The organism is Lactobacillus huangpiensis (assembly GCF_019972815.1).
GTDB lineage: Bacteria > Bacillota > Bacilli > Lactobacillales > Lactobacillaceae > Lactobacillus > Lactobacillus huangpiensis.
Genome location: NZ_BPPA01000001.1, coordinates 84421 through 99917, shown reverse-complemented (window position 1 = coordinate 99917; position 15497 = coordinate 84421). Strand labels below are relative to the sequence as shown.

The window sequence follows — 15497 nt, the reverse complement described above, 5'->3', positions numbered from 1 at the left end:
GTGCTTTTTGCTTCGTAAGATTTAAAATGAAATATCATAGCAACAGTATTTAAAGAGTGTAATTTTTGCAGGTAAGAGGATAGTTAAAACCTGAATATTGCGTAGTTTCTTATCCAGAGAATACAATGTATAATAATAATGATGTATTATACATTATTTTAGGAAGGACCTTACATGAAAGATTTTTTACGTAAGCTTGAATTTCCTGCTTTTATTAAAGATTCCAGGCTCACGGCTTCAGTCATTATTATTTTAGCGTTATCGCTTTTGGGTAGTATCGTGGCAATGATCATGAACCCATTATTTGGCTTGGCCATGGTTTTGATCTTTATTTTGACTGTAGCATGTGTTGTTTATGGTGCATATATCTTAGCCGGCAATGCGAATAATTTTGCTGTTAGTTTGTCTTACCGGATTAAGCGCAGCGAGCAAGAGGCAATGATTAAAATGCCTTTGGGCATTTTACTTTATGATAAGGATCGGCAAATTCAGTGGGCTAATCCTTACCTGCAGCTTTATTTAAAAAATGAAGATTTAATTGGACATACAATTGCTTCTGTTGATCCTGAACTAGATAAATTGATTGATGAATCATTGAAGGCCAAAACAGCTGAGAATCATGTAGTAAATTGGGATGGTCATCAATTTGAGATGGTTATTCAGGACAATCTCGGTGTTGTTTATTTACTTGATATTACGCGTTATGCCAAAATCGAAGAAAGATACAATAATGAATTATTGGCCATTGGCCAGATTTTTATTGATAACTACGATGAATTAAGCGAAACAATGCATGATCAGGAGCTAACGACTACTAGTGCATATGTTCAGAATACTTTGAGTGATTATGCTAAAAATTTTAATGCCTATCTTAAGCGTATTGATGAAGATCACTTTTTGTTGTTACTACACATGCAAGATTTGGTTAAAATGGAAAAAGACAAGTTTTCTGTTTTGGATAAAATGCGTTTGGAAACCAGTCGTAATAATACGCCTTTAACTTTATCAATTGGTATTGCTTTTGGTAGCAGCTTGATTACCGAACTAGCTGATCAAGCGCAGTCAAACCTTGACCTCGCGTTAGGCAGGGGCGGCGATCAAGTTGTTCTCAGTCAACCAGGCAAGGCTGCTCGTTTCTTTGGTGGTAAATCGAATCCGATGGAGAAAAGAACCAGAGTTAGAGCCAGAATGGTTTCACAGGCGATTAGTGAGCTGTTCAAAGAGGCAGACCGCGTTTTTGTAGTTGGCCATGCCAGCCCTGACATGGACTCAATCGGCAGTGGCATTGGCGTTGTTAAAATCGCTCGTCTGCACCATGTGAAGGCAAATTTTGTCTTAGATGTTAATAAAACCAATTATGATGTCAGCCGTTTAGTTGCTAAAATGGAAAAGGTAAAGGGAGATAATGATATTTTTATTGCTCCTAGGGATGCCTTGGAAGCAGTGACTGACAAGTCCATGTTGGTTATGGTTGATCACTCGAAATACTCTATTACTTATGCGAAAGAACTATATGATCGGTTAAGAGATAGAATTATTGTTATTGATCACCACCGTCGCGGTGAAGAATTTCCTGAAAATCCAATGCTGACGTATGTTGAGCCTTATGCCTCATCAGCCTGTGAACTGGTGACTGAAATGGTTGAATACCAGCAGCCAAGTTCCGGCAAGCGCGTGTTAACTGACCTTGATGCTACGGCAATGCTGGCGGGAATTACGGTTGATTCGAAAGAATTTTCTTTGCGTACTGGTACTCGGACGTTTGATGCTGCCAGTTACTTGCGGTCGATCGGTGCAAGCACGATGGAGGTTAGTGAACTGTTGAAAGAAGATATAGACAGTTTCTTGCAGCGTACTCGTTTGGTCAGCAGCTTAAAAATGATCAAGCCCAAAATGGCTGTTTTATGCGGTCCAGATGACAAGGAAATTGATCCTATCATCACGGCTCAAGCAGCAGATACGGCTCTTGATTTAGAAAATGTTGAAGCCAGTTTTGCAATCACCAGGCGGAATAAGGACACAATTGGTATATCTGCTCGTTCAATGGGTGATATTAATGTCCAGTTAATTATGGAGAAACTTGGTGGCGGTGGCCATTTGTCTAATGCAGCTACCCAAATTAAAGGGATATCTGTTAAGGAGGCACTTGCCAAATTGATGGATGCGGTAGATACTTATGAACAAGAAAATGAATAAAAGGAGAGCACAATGAAAGTTATTTTTACTAAAGATGTTAAAGGCCGGGGCAAACGCGGTGAAGTTAAAAATGTTCCTGATGGTTATGCCCAAAACTTTTTATTTAAGAGGGGCTTAGCCAAAGCTGCTACTAAAGCAAATATGCATACTTTGGAAAGAGTTGCTGCTAACGAAAAAGCGACTTATGAAGCTGAAAAAGCTGAAGCTGAAAAAATCAAGACCGAACTAGATAAGGATGAAACAGTAGTTAACTTTAAGTCTAAGGCCGGTTCAGATTCTAGATTATTTGGCTCGATTTCTGGTAAAAAAATTGTCGAGGGCTTAGAAAAGCAATTTGGTATTAAAATTGACAAACGCAAATTAAACCTGCCTGAACCAATTAAATCATTGGGCTACACCAATGTACCAGTTAAGTTGTTTAAGGGCGTGGAAGGCAAAATCCGCGTCCATGTTACTGAACAGGATTAGCCTTTAGTTGAATTCTGAAAAAAGTGGGCGTGATTAATGGATAATATTGTCTCACAGCAGATACCGCATGACGATGAAGCTGAAAAAGCGGTTCTGGGTGCAATTTTTATAGATCCTGCAGCAATAGCTGATGCCAGTGCCGAGGTTCAGCCGGATGATTTTTATAAGAGAGCAAATCAATTGGTTTTCCAGGCTATGCTTGATTTATCTGACCGTGAGGATGCAATTGATCCGTTAACTCTGCAGGATGAATTAACCAAAAAAAACCAGCTTGATGATATTGGCGGCATTGCTTATGTTTCTGAGCTGGCCATGGCGACTCCGACGGCTGCTCATGTCACTTATTATGCTAAAATTGTACACCGCAAAGCATTATTGCGGCGACTTATTTCTGCCAGTCAAAAAATTATTACGACTGCAATGCAGGATTCCGATGATGTTACTGACATTTTAGATAACGCCGAAAGCGAGATTATGAATGTCTCATCGGAAAATAATGCGAATGGTTTTCGTAACATCAAGGATATTGTTAATTCCACGATTGATGAAATTAACAATATTCCTGAAGATGGCAATATGGTTACCGGTTTGCCTACTGGTTTTGTCGAGCTAGATAAAATGACTACGGGTTTTCATGATGATGAACTGGTAATTGTGGCTGCTCGTCCCGGAGTGGGAAAGACTTCCTTTGCGCTTAATGTTGCCCAGTATGTTGGTTTGCATACTGATAAAACTGTGGCAATGTTTTCCTTGGAAATGAGTGGAGAACAGTTAGTGCAAAGAATGCTGGCTTCAGAAGGATTAATTAATTCGCAGCACTTGCGGACTGGCCAACTGGACGAAGATGAGTGGCCTAAGCTGGTTGCGGCATCGGGTTCTTTAGCAACAGCTAATATTTATATTGATGACACTCCAGGTATTAAGATGAGTGAAATCAGGGCTCAATCTCGCCGCTTAGCTAAAGAAAAAGGCAATTTAGGCTTAATTGTCATTGACTACTTGCAGTTGATTGAAGGTCCGCACAGTGAATCACGGCAACAGGAAGTTTCCGCTATTTCACGGCAATTGAAGAAACTGGCTAAAGAACTTCATGTGCCGGTTATTGCCTTATCGCAATTATCGCGTTCAGTTGAACAGAGACAGGATAAAAGACCAGTTTTGTCCGATATTCGTGAGTCAGGTTCAATTGAGCAAGATGCCGATATTGTCTCCTTTCTTTATCGTGATGATTATTACCGAGATGAAGAAGAGGGAGAAGAGAATAAAGAAGTATCTGCTGAAGATGATAACGGTGAAGTGGAAGTTATCATTGAAAAGAACCGTTCTGGTAGCAGGGGCACAGTGAAATTAATGTTTTCTAAACCCTATAATCGCTTTTCGAACCTCGATTATAGTCATGATCAGCCAAACGAATAGAAATTAATAAAAGCCACGGTGTTTTAAAGGAAAACACTGTGGCTTTTTGATTTATACTATATTTTAACAAAAAATAAGGCGTTTTTAATGACAATATTTCTACTAAATTGTACTATTAAGGTGTGAATAGCAAAATTTCGCTAATTTTTTGGGAAAGGACCGATTAAAATGGCTGATAAAGGTTTTAAAGACAAGGTAGCTGGTAAAGCTAAAGAAGTCAAAGGCAAAGTTCAACAAGCTGCCGGTGATGTCAAAGACAAAGCTCAAGAAGCTACTGAAAACGTCAAAGACAAAGTTGATGACGTTAAGGATAAAATGAAAAAATAATTGTTTAATTAACAAAAAAGAGGCTGGAAAACTAAATGTTTTCTCAGCCTCTTTTTTGGGTTACACATGAAACAATTTACCGTAATTTACGCTGGATGCTTTTTGGCAACTTGATATTGGGACGTTCCGGATCGTAAAATTCATAAAAGACTGGAGCCTTATTAGAATCATTACTTTTAGGATAAAGTTCATAGTTGCTGTTCATCAATGGTAGAGTCATGTTCTTTTTATATGAATTCCAGATGTTGCTTAGTACCTGTGTCAGCAATTTTTTTTCTTCGGATTCCAGAGATAAAAAGGCGCGGCCAAAGCGATAAGTTCCTACTATTTTATTACTGGTTAGCTGGTGTAATTCATCAATATCGTAATTTTCAAATGCCTCGAAAAGATCAGAAAAAGCATCGCTTCTTTCTTGATCAGGGATTGAATTATTAAAATTAATAAGAGCATGTCTGATAACACGACTGCCTGACGATAACCCGTCAGCCAGGGTAAAACTGTAGCGCCCTACTGACCAGCGACGCGGATCATGTTGGTTGCGCATAGGCACAGTACTTTTAACAACCAATACTTGTTCAGGATGATCCAGCATTGCACCAAAGATTGAGCCTTGAGGTATGTAGGTTTTCATTTTAGGCATAGAAGCAGTAAAGCCAGGACTCGTATACACTTTATGGAAAAAGCCCGGCCCGTCAAAGCTAATCGCTTTTATTACCCGTTTTTGTATTTCAGGGCTAACTGCACTTAAAGCAAATTGAGCAAAATTGCCTCCTTTTGAATGACCTAAGAGATAAATTTGCTGTTCACTAAATTTATGTGCAATTTCAGTAAGATACTTAGCGGCCACTTCTTGACCATAAATTTCCGGTAAATAATTCATGCCCATATCTTCATTTAGACCGATCATGGTGCCGTCGGTTCCCCGAAAGGCAATGGCTATGGTGTTTGAATCAATAAAAAAGGTGACAGCAGTAAATTGCAAAGGATGCGGTTCTTTTTCCAGCCTATCAGTCCAATCCAAAATTTTAATGTTGCCAATTCTAGGACTTTCTGGTAATAACATAACCTCGGTTGCAGTTTCAGCATACATTTGATGCTGAAAAGAGGGCAGCTTATACAGTTTTTCAGCTACTTCTCCTAAAGTATGACCAGTGGCAGAACTATCAGCCGGCAAATAAACAATTGATGACAATAGCGAAGCATCTACACTGTTGAATGGTTTTTCTGAGAAGCTTAAGTCACCACGCCAGCGTAAATAATCAAGTGGTCCAGCCATATTAATTCTCCTTTCACAAAAAGTTTATATTAATATTGTAGTGAGTTTGTTCAGCTAAGATAAAAATTATGCAAAAAAAACAATAGAATTAACTATTGCTTAAAAAGTAATTTGCTCTATTTATCTATACTGGCATAACTGATGCGCTTGATGTCAGGATACTTGCGCAGAGCCATAATGATATCATTTTCATCAATATTATTGTTAATAATACCATCTACAAAAAAGATGATTCTTTCGTCGCTGACAAAAAGTATTTTTACGGAAACATTTTCAACATGATTTGTCTCAAGCTCCTGTTCAATTATGTGCAGGATGTCAGGCTTATTAACGGCTTCTATCTGAATGTTGAACCTGATATGCATGATGATTTTATCAATTATGGCATCATCGTGAAACATCATCTGGATAACGAAGAGCAAGGCAGTTGCTAAAATGCCAATAAAGTATAAACCAGAACCAATTGCCATCCCGATAGCAGCTGTTGCCCAGATACCGGCAGCAGTTGTCAAACCGGAAATCTGTTGCTTTTTAATTAAAATCGTTCCGGCGCCAATAAATGAAATACCTGAAACTATTTGCGCAGCAATTCTGGAAGGGTCCAAAGCAACGTCTGACATTTTTAATAAATCGCCAAAACCATACTTTGAAACTATCATAAATAGCGCGGAAGAAAAGGCAACTACAATATGTGTCCGCACTCCGGCACTTTTCCTTTGAATCGCACGTTCATAACCGATCAACGCTCCGCACAAAGAAGCTACTACAATTCTTAATAGCCATGGGAGTTCTGCGTTAATCGATACTAAATTTGCCATTACATCCACTCCATTTCTAAATCTATTCTTATATTATACTCTTAAAAAAGCGCGTCAAATGACAGTTATAACAAAAACTGGGAAAAAGTCAAAAAATGCTTGCGTAAACTTTTAGAATATGTTTTAATTAATATCGTTGTCGAGATATGACAATGCTGACTTAGCTCAGTTGGCAGAGCACGTCATTAGTAATGATGAGGTCGGAGGTTCGAATCCTCTAGTCAGCATTAATAAGAACGTTTAAGTCTTTCAGAAAAGCTTACAAAGCTTGAATTGAAAGGCTTTTTTATTACTTTGAACTAGAATGAAATTCTTTGAAATGATAGGAAATATATTGGAATAAACACATTTCAAACACACAGAAAATTTTTGTGTGCTTAAAAGTGTGTTTTGGTGAACACACGGAGTACTAAATATGTTGATACAGAGGGCTTTTTAGCCCTTTTTTTGTGTGTTTAAAATGTTGAAATTTCTAGTATATAATTAAATTATTGCCTTTTTAGATAATAAAGTTATCAAAATAGTAATTATGGAGGAATATTAAGTATGTCGAAATATAGGAAGTCAATAATTATAACTTTAACCATCATTGTAAGTATTCTGTTAATACCCTTCTATAGTGGAAAGAGGGTTTCAGCACATAGTTTTACTTGGTGGGCTAAGAAACCTAGAACTGTTGTTTTAACTAGAAGTCGTTATATTTATGAAATACAAGGGACTATACCTAGATATAAAAATTATCTTATCAGAAAGAAGAAGTTAAGGGCAGGGACGGTTATCAAAATTCATCATGTTGCTTCATATGATTGGATAATTAATAAAAAGGACTTGCTAATGGATATTACACTTCATATGGTAAGTTTTGGGTAATTACCGATAGTAAGACGGATTGGAAAGATCCATATTCAAAATATGAATGGTGGGATAAGTCTCTATTAGATGGAAGTCCTAAAAATGAATATAAATATTACAAGTTATCTTGGAAGCAAGTATGTAAATTAGATTCTCTTAGAGTTATGGATGTTAACTATGATGTAACTAAACAAGTTTGGAGTTCAACAATTCAGCCTTTAATTGAAAAATGGAATTTAAAAGAAATACCTGAATCAAATTTATAAAACCAAAAGAGTCAAAGTATGGAAACTTTTTTCTTCAAAAATAGTTAATTGAGATTTTAGCATTTTGATTCTTGTTTTTTCAGAAACACACGGAGTACTAAATATGGCGATACAGAGGGCTTTTTGACCCTTTTTTTGTGCTTAAAATTTCAAAATTTCTAGTATATAATTAAATTATTGTATTTAGAAAATTTAAGAGGAAATATGATATGGCTAGCTTTGATGAATTAGTAGAACAAATTGATAATAATATTGATAATCAACGAGATAGAGGTACGGCATTTGAAAAAATGGTGGTTGCCTATCTAGAAAATGAACCAGCCTATAAACAAAAATTTCAAAATGTTTGGATGTTAAATGAAGTACCAGCAGAATATAACATCTCTAAAAAAGATACAGGTGTAGATATTGTAGCCAAAGGCTATGATGATAAGCTAACAGCTGTTCAAGCCAAGTTTTATAAAGGTAAAGTTGGTAAAAAAGAAATTGATTCATTTATTGCGGAGGCTGGTAAGAATTATTATGATTCTGGGATGCTAGTTTCATCCACAGATGAATTAAATAAGAATGTTGAAGAAACATTTGCTAAACAGACAAAACCATTTACTACTATTGGATTAAGTCAATTAAGAAATGCACACTTCCAATGGCAAAAATTTTCTTTTTCAAAAGAGAATAAGAATCTTTCCACCAAAAAGAAAAATCAACCAAGAGATTATCAAAATGAAGCAATAGCAAGAGCAGTAAAATACTTTAAAACAAATAGTAGAGGAAAACTGATCATGGCTCCAGGAACTGGAAAAACCTTTACTAGTTTAAAGATTGCCGAAGCTTTAATGAATGATCAACACAAACAAGAATTTAACGTCTTATATTTAGTGCCAAGTATTCAATTATTGTCACAAACTTTATTTTCTTGGAATGATAATGTTTCTGATGATATTCATATGACTTCATTTTCTGTTGTTTCAGATACTAAGGCTAATAAAAAGAAACAAAAAGACGATGATAATTTAGGTGCACAAGATATAGGCTTTGAGCCTACAACAAATGTTGAATCTTTAGTTAATAATTATAAATTTTCTGAAGCACATAAATTAAATAATGATATGAGGGTTGTTTTTTCAACTTATCAATCTATTGATGTTATTAAGAAAGCACAAGAAGCAGGGTATCCAGAATTTGATTTAATTGTTGCTGATGAAGCACATAGAACTACAGGTGCACAAGCATTAAATGAAGATAGTATATTTACCGAAGTACATTCAAATAATAATGTAAAAAGTAAATTACGTTTGTATCAAACAGCTACTCCAAAAATTTATGATCAAAATGCTAAGAAAAAAGCTAAAGAAAAAAGTATCGTTGTTTCTTCAATGGATGATAAGGATATTTATGGTGAAGAAATTTATCGTTTAGGCTTTGGAGATGCCGTTTCTAAAGGTATTTTGACTGATTATAAAGTATCTGTTTTGGCAATTAGCGAGAGCTATATTAACAAAGATATGCAGAAAATAATGTCTGCTGATAATCAATTGAAAGTAGATGATATTGGTAAAATTATTGGTGTTTGGAATGCAATGGTTAAACGTGATGGAATTACTGGCGAAATCACGGGAGCACCAATGAAGAGAGCTATTGCATTTAGTGATACTATCAAGCATTCAAAGATTATTGCAGATGAATTTAATCAAGTAGTTAATGATTATTTAGATTCAGATGATGATGCCAATATAGCAGAAGATAGTTTTCATGTAGATGTCCACCATGTTGATGGTGGTCTTAACTCTATGGAAAAGAATTCCCAAATTGATTGGCTTGGTAGTGATGATATTGAAGAAAATCATGCTCGGGTACTATCTAATGTTCGCTTCTTAACTGAAGGAATTGATGTGCCAAATCTTGATGCAATTATCTTCTTTAGTCCTAAAAAGTCTCAAGTAGATATTGTCCAGGCTGTTGGTAGAATTATGCGTAAATCAGAAGATAAACTTTATGGTTATATTATTTTACCAATTGTTGTCGCTGATGGATTAGATGCTAATATTGCTTTAGATAATGACAAAAAGTATAAGCAAGTTTGGCAGGTTCTTAATGCTCTTCGTTCAACTGATGAAAGATTTGATGCAGAAGTTAATACTCTTGATTTGAATAAGAAAAAGTCAGGACGTATTAATATTATTGGTGTTGATTCTAGCCCAGATGATACAGTTGATGAAGATACTCATAAAAGAGAAGAGATTTCAGAACAATTGGAATTTCCTTTACAGTATCAAGAAATGCGGAATGCATTTTATGGCAAAATTGTTCAACGTGTTGGTGATAGAAGATACCTAGAAGATTGGTCTAAAGATGTTGCAGATATTGCAAAAATGTATATTAGACGAATTAATGATCTAATAAAGAGTAACCAAGGAGCAAAATTAGCTTTCAACAAGTTTATTAAATCATTGAAATATAATATCAATGACTCAATTGATCAAGAACAAGCTGTTGAAATGCTTGCGCAGCACTTAATTACTGAGCCAGTGTTTGATGCTTTATTTGGCGAATATGACTTTGTTAGAAATAATGCTGTTTCTAAATCAATGAATAATATTATTTCTGCTTTTAAAGTCTTTGGCTTTGATAAAGAACAGGAATCATTAAAACCATTCTATGATTCTGTAAAATTGCGTGCTTCTGGTATTGATAATATTCAAGGTAAGCAAAAGTTTATTATTCAGCTATATAATAGTTTCTTTAAGACTGCTTTCCCTAAAGTTACTGATTCTATGGGAATTGTCTTTACTCCTGTAGAAGTAGTTGACTTTATTATTCATTCTGTTGATTGGGCATTAAATAAATATTTTGGTAAGTCATTAGCAAGTAAAAATGTTCATATTCTTGATCCATTTACAGGTACTGGGACATTCATTACCAGAACCTTGTATTATTTAAAAGAACAAATGGATGAAGGAAAAATTACTTACGATGATATTTTACGTAAGTACACACAAGAACTACATGCAAATGAAATTGTACTTTTAAGTTATTATATTGCTGCAATTAATATTGAAGCAGTATTCGATGAAATTAACGGACCAGATAGAGGTTATAAACCTTTTGAGGGCATTGTTTTAACTGATACTTTTGAAAGTACTGAGCGGGAAAACACATTAGATGATGATATGTTTGGTGCTAATAATAAACGTTTAAAGAAACAACAAGAAGTACCAATTACTGCGATAATAAGTAATCCACCATATTCTGGACGTCAAAAAAATGAAAACGATAAGAACTCAAATATAAAATATCCTAAATTAGAAAAGTCAATAGAAAAAGATTACGTGAATACAAGTAATGCAGTAGCATCCCATGCTGTTTATGATTCATATATAAAAGCAATTAAATGGGCGAGCAATAGAGTCGGAGATAAAGGCATTATTGGCTTTATTACAAGTAACTCATATATTGATGGAAAAAGTTTAGATGGTTTTAGATATGGGCTATATAAAGAATTTGATAAAATTCTAATATTAGATTTAAAGGGGGCTTTACGTGGTAAAACAAAATTAGATTTAAAATCTGAAGGACAGAATATATTTAATATTTTAACTGGAGTAGCAATTATTATCCTTATTAAGGACGGTAGCGATAATCATGTATTAAAATATGGATCGATAGGTGAAGGATTATCAAGAAAAAATAAACTTTCACTATTAAGAGAGAAAATGAATATTTGTAATTTTCATTTGGAAAAAATAATTCCTAATAAGAATAATGAATGGATAAATCAAACCTATGATGATAAAAAATCGCCATATATTTATAATGATAACTCTGTTCAAGACGGATTCTTTTACACTAAGCAGTTAGGAATCAACTCTAAGCGTGATAAATGGGTATATAATTTTTCAGAACACGATCTTCAACGAAATATGTGCAAAACTATTGAAAATTATAATCTTGAAGTAAAAAAGAAAGAAAGAAATCCAAAATATGTTGCTACTGAAGATACGCAAAAAATTAGTTGGAGTTCAGAATTAAGAAAGAAGTATAAAAACAGAAAAGCACTTTCTTATCACAAAGAAAAAATAATTAAAGCATTATATCGACCATTTACTTTAAAATATTTGTACTTAGATAATGATTGGATTGCTAGACATGGGAATTGGGATGAATATAGTGGTCAATCCATGCTTATACTCCCAGGAAAGAGTAATAGGCGATCTTTTTCTATTTTGGTTTCTAAATATGTAATTGATCAAAACATGATGGATGCAGGTGCACAAACTTTCTTTATTCAAAATAACAGTGATGGATTATTAGAGACTACGAACTTTAATATAGCTTTATGTCAGAAATATGGATTGACATCAAAAAACTTTATTTACTATGTGTATGCATTGTTGGAGTCAAAAGAATATCGAAAATTATATCGAGGAAACTTGAAAAAAAGACTTCCACAAATACCATTAATTACAGAAAAGAAAAGATATATTGAAATAGGTAAAAAATTAATGAACCTACATCTAAATTATGAGTTGGTTCCGATTTATGATAAATGTGATATTACTTTTCACGGTGAGGCTGATTATAAAGTAAGGAAGATGAAGTTTGCTAAAAAAGTTGACCCTGAAACAGGTAAAAGAGTTAATGATCGTTCAACTATTATTTTTAACGATGATATAACTATTAAGAATATTCCTGAAAAGGCGTATGAGTATGTGGTAAATGGTCGTTCTGCAATTGAATGGATAATGGATCAGTATCAAGTTAAAACGGATAATAAGTCAGGTATTATCGATGATCCTAATGACTTTAGTGATGATCCTAAGTATATCTTTAACTTGTTATTGAGAATTATTAACGTTTCTGTTCAAACGGTTGATTTAGTAAATGAGCTTCCTAAGTTGGAAATAATCGAATAAAGTAAAAAAAGCATTGATAACAAATACTTGTGTTTAAGTACTAAATTATCAATGCTTTTTTACTATAATTTTTATCAAAAAATATTTTTTGATGGATAAGTCGTAAATCTATCGAAATATTCGACAGAAAATGCTTATAAAGGCTTTATTAAAGAGCTAAACTGTTCAAATGTACTTGTCAATGAGATAAGAAGTTTTTCTTCATACCAGTGAGTATTATTAAGAATTAGTCTTAATTGTTCTGCTGTAGTATTTAAATAATTTATTGCATTATGCTTTATAATTTCTGAATCTTGAATCGAGAAATAATTAAATGCAATATTAATTTCGTTCCTTAATATTTCACTGATAGATGAAGCATCCCATTCGTTAGGTCTAAAAGCAATGTTATGATTATTTGTAAATTGAGTTAATATCATGATTATTAATTTTGAATCTCTGATATAGGTTACTTGTTTAGATTTTTTGGCATAGTCTAAAAAATCTAAACCATCATCACCTTTATTTATTTGATCTATGATGTGTGTATAGCCTTTATTGGTTTTCATAAATCTTGTTAATTCGGAAATTGCTTGTAATCGAATGTATTGCTTGGTTTGGTATTGATCAATTAGGTAATTATTATTTAGTTTTGCTTCATCTAAATGCAATATTGGTAATAATAACTTTTTGTCAACATTGCTTAAATTTTTCTTTCCATTAGCTAAATTTATTAATTGCTCTTTACTTGCCAATGTCTTATACAGTAATGGATAAGATGGGTAAGCTTGTTTAATGTTTTCAGAGTAATTATTACTAATTTTTTCCAAATCATTAATAACAATCGAGTAGGAGAGATTATTTAAAAAATTTATTTTTAGTTTCATTATTGTCCTTTGCTATGGTGACAAAAGACAGGTACCTGTCATGATGATAATTCATAAGATCTTAGTAATTATTTTGACAGTTACGAATTAAAATTTGTTGTTTCTTCAAAATGACCAAAAAATAAAAATAATTTTTAAATTAATCAGTAAAAAATAACTATTAAAAGGTATAAAATTTCAATAATTCAGCAAAAAACCACCATTTATTTGGTGGTTTTTCTTAGTTACTAACAAAACAAGCATTTCAATTTAATCTTATATGTATCAAGTGAAATACACCTGATTATATTTAGTTCATATTAATTAATGGAGGAAACCGAAATGGTACAAGATTTAAAGACGAAGATTAATGTAAGAGATGGTAAAGATTTATCGAACGATACTAATTATGTTCCAAGTACATTTGCTAAAGTTCATGTTTCTAAAACTTCTCCCATTCAGAGTAGATTAGATCAAGGACTTAGAGATATTATTGGATCTAGCTTTCTTCTAGTTGGGATTGAAAAGCAAAATAGTGTTGATCGTGGTACAGGTGAGGTTCACACAGCTACTATTTATACTGTAAGAATTATTTCTAGAAAAGTTAAAGCCTTTAGGGAACTCATTCAGATTAAGGTTAAGGATTCCAAGCCAATTGTTAAGCAAGAGGAAATAGACCTCGTAATGATGCAACAGTCTAAACCAATTATCCTACGTTTTGAGAATGTGGCACATTACGCATACATGGGAGGAGAAACTCTTAATGCAACTGGTGTAGATCGCTTAAACGTTAACATAAAGGATGCGATGAATTATGAGTAGTCACCTAGTCACGATCGATGGTAGGTATCCGTTAGGTATTAGTCCATGGACATATGGATCAGTAACTCTATTCTGGAAGTTTATTGTTTTTCTGATCTGGATTGCATTAACTTTCAATAATGAAGCTAATTTTTTGGTGGCTACAATAGTTGCTATTTTTCCAGAATTTACATTTTTATTGTATTTAATAAAACGTAATAAAGACTATGGGTGGATTATTACACCAGTAATTAATACTATACAGACAGCAGGCATGCTTAAAGAAGCCAAACCATTATATAGGACGATCTTTGGTTACAATAAAATAGAAGTAGCCCCTACGTTCTATTTGGATTCATTTAAAAACGGTGAGTATACCTTGTCTTTTGAACCTAACGGCTGTCCTAATGCTACTGTTGATCTTCTTCCTATTTTACAACAGGAAATAAAAGGATATGAAATAACTCCTAAACATGGTTTAAATAAGCTATACATAATTCGAAAAAGAAAAATTAAAGGTAAGGTTCTAAACAATGAGGACTTCTTTTGTGATTGATAATGTTGAATTAAATATAAGGGGCTCAACAGGCTCCTTAATCGTAGGTAAACCAGGTTCTGGAAAGTCTGTGTTAACTTCATTGATGGCTTTACAACTAATGAAAGTAGGAGCATTAAGTTTTTTTATTGATAATAAGAAATCTGATTTTTATTCATTAAATACAATATTAGGTTCATCAAGGGTTGTATCAACTCCAGGTCAAACGGCAAAGATACTTAGAATTCTTACAGATTTTATGGATAAACGCTATGAAACTCATCAATCGGATTGGGTTGATTACAATCTTAGACCGATTGTCGTGATTTTTGACGAATTTTCAGCTACATTAACTGAAGCAGATAAAGCAACGGCTAATGAAATTATCAAGTATTTAAAACAGATTATCTTTAAAGCTCGTCAAATGGGAGGAATATATCTTATCTTAGCGAGTCAGAGATTAACGGCTGATGTGTTGGAACGAAACATATCTTCAGAATTTTCAACGCGAATTGGGATGCAGAATTTAGATCGAGTTAGTCTAAACCTTGCATTTCCAGGTTGTAATTTAGACGAAATTCCTGTTATTGAAAATATACCGGGTCACGGTCTAATGTATGATGATCATTTTGATACTATGATTCCACAACCATTTGTAGCTCCTGATATGAGTAATGTTGATGTACCTTTAGTAGTAAAGAAATTAGATGAAAGAAATAAGTTTAATAATTTTGCTAAAGAGAGTTATTGGCCATGGAAATAATAGTCAAATTTGCGCAAGTGA

The 15497-nt window shown here is 33.6% G+C and carries 12 protein-coding genes and 1 tRNA gene; 10 read left to right on the top strand and 3 right to left on the bottom strand.

Annotated features, from left to right (window positions below):
• Positions 1-174: 174 nt before the first annotated feature.
• From LDM90_RS00490 to LDM90_RS00475, 4 genes are all read left to right on the top strand, one after another.
• Complete coding sequence (locus LDM90_RS00490; RefSeq protein WP_223898623.1) at positions 175-2196, top strand: DHH family phosphoesterase; 2022 nt, start codon at positions 175-177, stop codon at positions 2194-2196.
• A gap of 12 nt (positions 2197-2208) precedes the next feature.
• The gene (rplI, locus tag LDM90_RS00485; protein ID WP_034978644.1) at positions 2209-2664 is read left to right on the top strand and encodes a 50S ribosomal protein L9; all 456 of its coding nucleotides are present in this window, start codon (positions 2209-2211) and stop codon (positions 2662-2664) included.
• A gap of 36 nt (positions 2665-2700) precedes the next feature.
• On the top strand, positions 2701-4080 hold the full coding sequence (gene dnaB / locus LDM90_RS00480; RefSeq protein WP_034978646.1) for a replicative DNA helicase: 1380 nt from the start codon (positions 2701-2703) through the stop codon (positions 4078-4080).
• 168 nt (positions 4081-4248) lie between these two features.
• The gene (locus LDM90_RS00475; RefSeq protein WP_109585634.1) at positions 4249-4407 is read left to right on the top strand and encodes a CsbD family protein; all 159 of its coding nucleotides are present in this window, start codon (positions 4249-4251) and stop codon (positions 4405-4407) included.
• 76 nt (positions 4408-4483) lie between these two features.
• Here the strand turns inward: LDM90_RS00475 and LDM90_RS00470 are convergent, their stop codons facing one another.
• The gene (locus tag LDM90_RS00470; RefSeq protein ID WP_223896162.1) at positions 4484-5683 is read right to left on the bottom strand and encodes a DUF2974 domain-containing protein; all 1200 of its coding nucleotides are present in this window, start codon (positions 5681-5683) and stop codon (positions 4484-4486) included.
• A 116-nt stretch (positions 5684-5799) separates the two neighbouring features.
• Positions 5800-6501 carry an MgtC/SapB family protein gene (locus LDM90_RS00465; protein WP_223896161.1) on the bottom strand — a complete coding sequence of 234 codons (702 nt, stop codon included), beginning with the start codon at positions 6499-6501 and terminating at the stop codon, positions 5800-5802.
• 154 nt (positions 6502-6655) lie between these two features.
• Between LDM90_RS00465 and LDM90_RS00460 the strand changes: the two genes are divergently transcribed.
• The 3 genes from LDM90_RS00460 to LDM90_RS00450 all read left to right on the top strand — a co-directional run bounded on the left by LDM90_RS00460 (position 6656) and on the right by LDM90_RS00450 (position 12532).
• Positions 6656-6728: transfer RNA gene (locus LDM90_RS00460), tRNA-Thr, on the top strand.
• Between the two features lie 319 nt (positions 6729-7047).
• Positions 7048-7371, top strand: a complete 324-nt coding sequence (locus tag LDM90_RS00455; RefSeq protein ID WP_223898621.1) for a hypothetical protein — start codon at positions 7048-7050, stop codon at positions 7369-7371.
• Positions 7372-7828: 457 nt separating this feature from the next.
• On the top strand, positions 7829-12532 hold the full coding sequence (locus tag LDM90_RS00450) for a type ISP restriction/modification enzyme (protein ID WP_223896160.1): 4704 nt from the start codon (positions 7829-7831) through the stop codon (positions 12530-12532).
• Between the two features lie 134 nt (positions 12533-12666).
• On the opposite strand, the gene LDM90_RS00445 is transcribed toward LDM90_RS00450, so the two are convergent.
• Positions 12667-13398: a hypothetical protein gene (locus LDM90_RS00445; protein WP_223896159.1), complete on the bottom strand. Its 732-nt coding sequence runs from the start codon at positions 13396-13398 to the stop codon at positions 12667-12669.
• Positions 13399-13719: 321 nt separating this feature from the next.
• Between LDM90_RS00445 and LDM90_RS00440 the strand changes: the two genes are divergently transcribed.
• Genes LDM90_RS00440 through LDM90_RS00430 form a run of 3 tightly spaced genes read left to right on the top strand, consistent with a single transcriptional unit; the run spans position 13720 to position 15476 of the window.
• Positions 13720-14199 carry a hypothetical protein gene (locus tag LDM90_RS00440; RefSeq protein WP_223896158.1) on the top strand — a complete coding sequence of 160 codons (480 nt, stop codon included), beginning with the start codon at positions 13720-13722 and terminating at the stop codon, positions 14197-14199.
• On the top strand, positions 14192-14734 hold the full coding sequence (locus LDM90_RS00435; protein WP_223896157.1) for a hypothetical protein: 543 nt from the start codon (positions 14192-14194) through the stop codon (positions 14732-14734). The genes LDM90_RS00440 and LDM90_RS00435 overlap by 8 nt, the downstream gene beginning before the upstream one ends.
• Entirely contained in the window at positions 14727-15476 is a 750-nt protein-coding gene (locus tag LDM90_RS00430) for an AAA family ATPase (RefSeq protein WP_223896156.1), read from the top strand. Before LDM90_RS00435 ends, LDM90_RS00430 begins: the two co-directional genes overlap by 8 nt.
• Positions 15477-15497: the final 21 nt, after the last annotated feature.

Bases quoted from the DNA above. Each gene is read 5' to 3' on its own strand.
- LDM90_RS00490 (WP_223898623.1), top strand. From the start codon at position 175: ATGAAAGATTTTTTACGTAAGCTTGAATTTCCTGCTTTTATTAAAGAT.
- rplI (WP_034978644.1), top strand. From the start codon at position 2,209: ATGAAAGTTATTTTTACTAAAGATGTTAAAGGCCGGGGCAAACGCGGT.
- dnaB (WP_034978646.1), top strand. From the start codon at position 2,701: ATGGATAATATTGTCTCACAGCAGATACCGCATGACGATGAAGCTGAA.
- LDM90_RS00475 (WP_109585634.1), top strand. From the start codon at position 4,249: ATGGCTGATAAAGGTTTTAAAGACAAGGTAGCTGGTAAAGCTAAAGAA.
- LDM90_RS00470 (WP_223896162.1), bottom strand. From the start codon at position 5,683: ATGGCTGGACCACTTGATTATTTACGCTGGCGTGGTGACTTAAGCTTC.
- LDM90_RS00465 (WP_223896161.1), bottom strand. From the start codon at position 6,501: ATGGCAAATTTAGTATCGATTAACGCAGAACTCCCATGGCTATTAAGA.
- LDM90_RS00455 (WP_223898621.1), top strand. From the start codon at position 7,048: ATGTCGAAATATAGGAAGTCAATAATTATAACTTTAACCATCATTGTA.
- LDM90_RS00450 (WP_223896160.1), top strand. From the start codon at position 7,829: ATGGCTAGCTTTGATGAATTAGTAGAACAAATTGATAATAATATTGAT.
- LDM90_RS00445 (WP_223896159.1), bottom strand. From the start codon at position 13,398: ATGAAACTAAAAATAAATTTTTTAAATAATCTCTCCTACTCGATTGTT.
- LDM90_RS00440 (WP_223896158.1), top strand. From the start codon at position 13,720: ATGGTACAAGATTTAAAGACGAAGATTAATGTAAGAGATGGTAAAGAT.
- LDM90_RS00435 (WP_223896157.1), top strand. From the start codon at position 14,192: ATGAGTAGTCACCTAGTCACGATCGATGGTAGGTATCCGTTAGGTATT.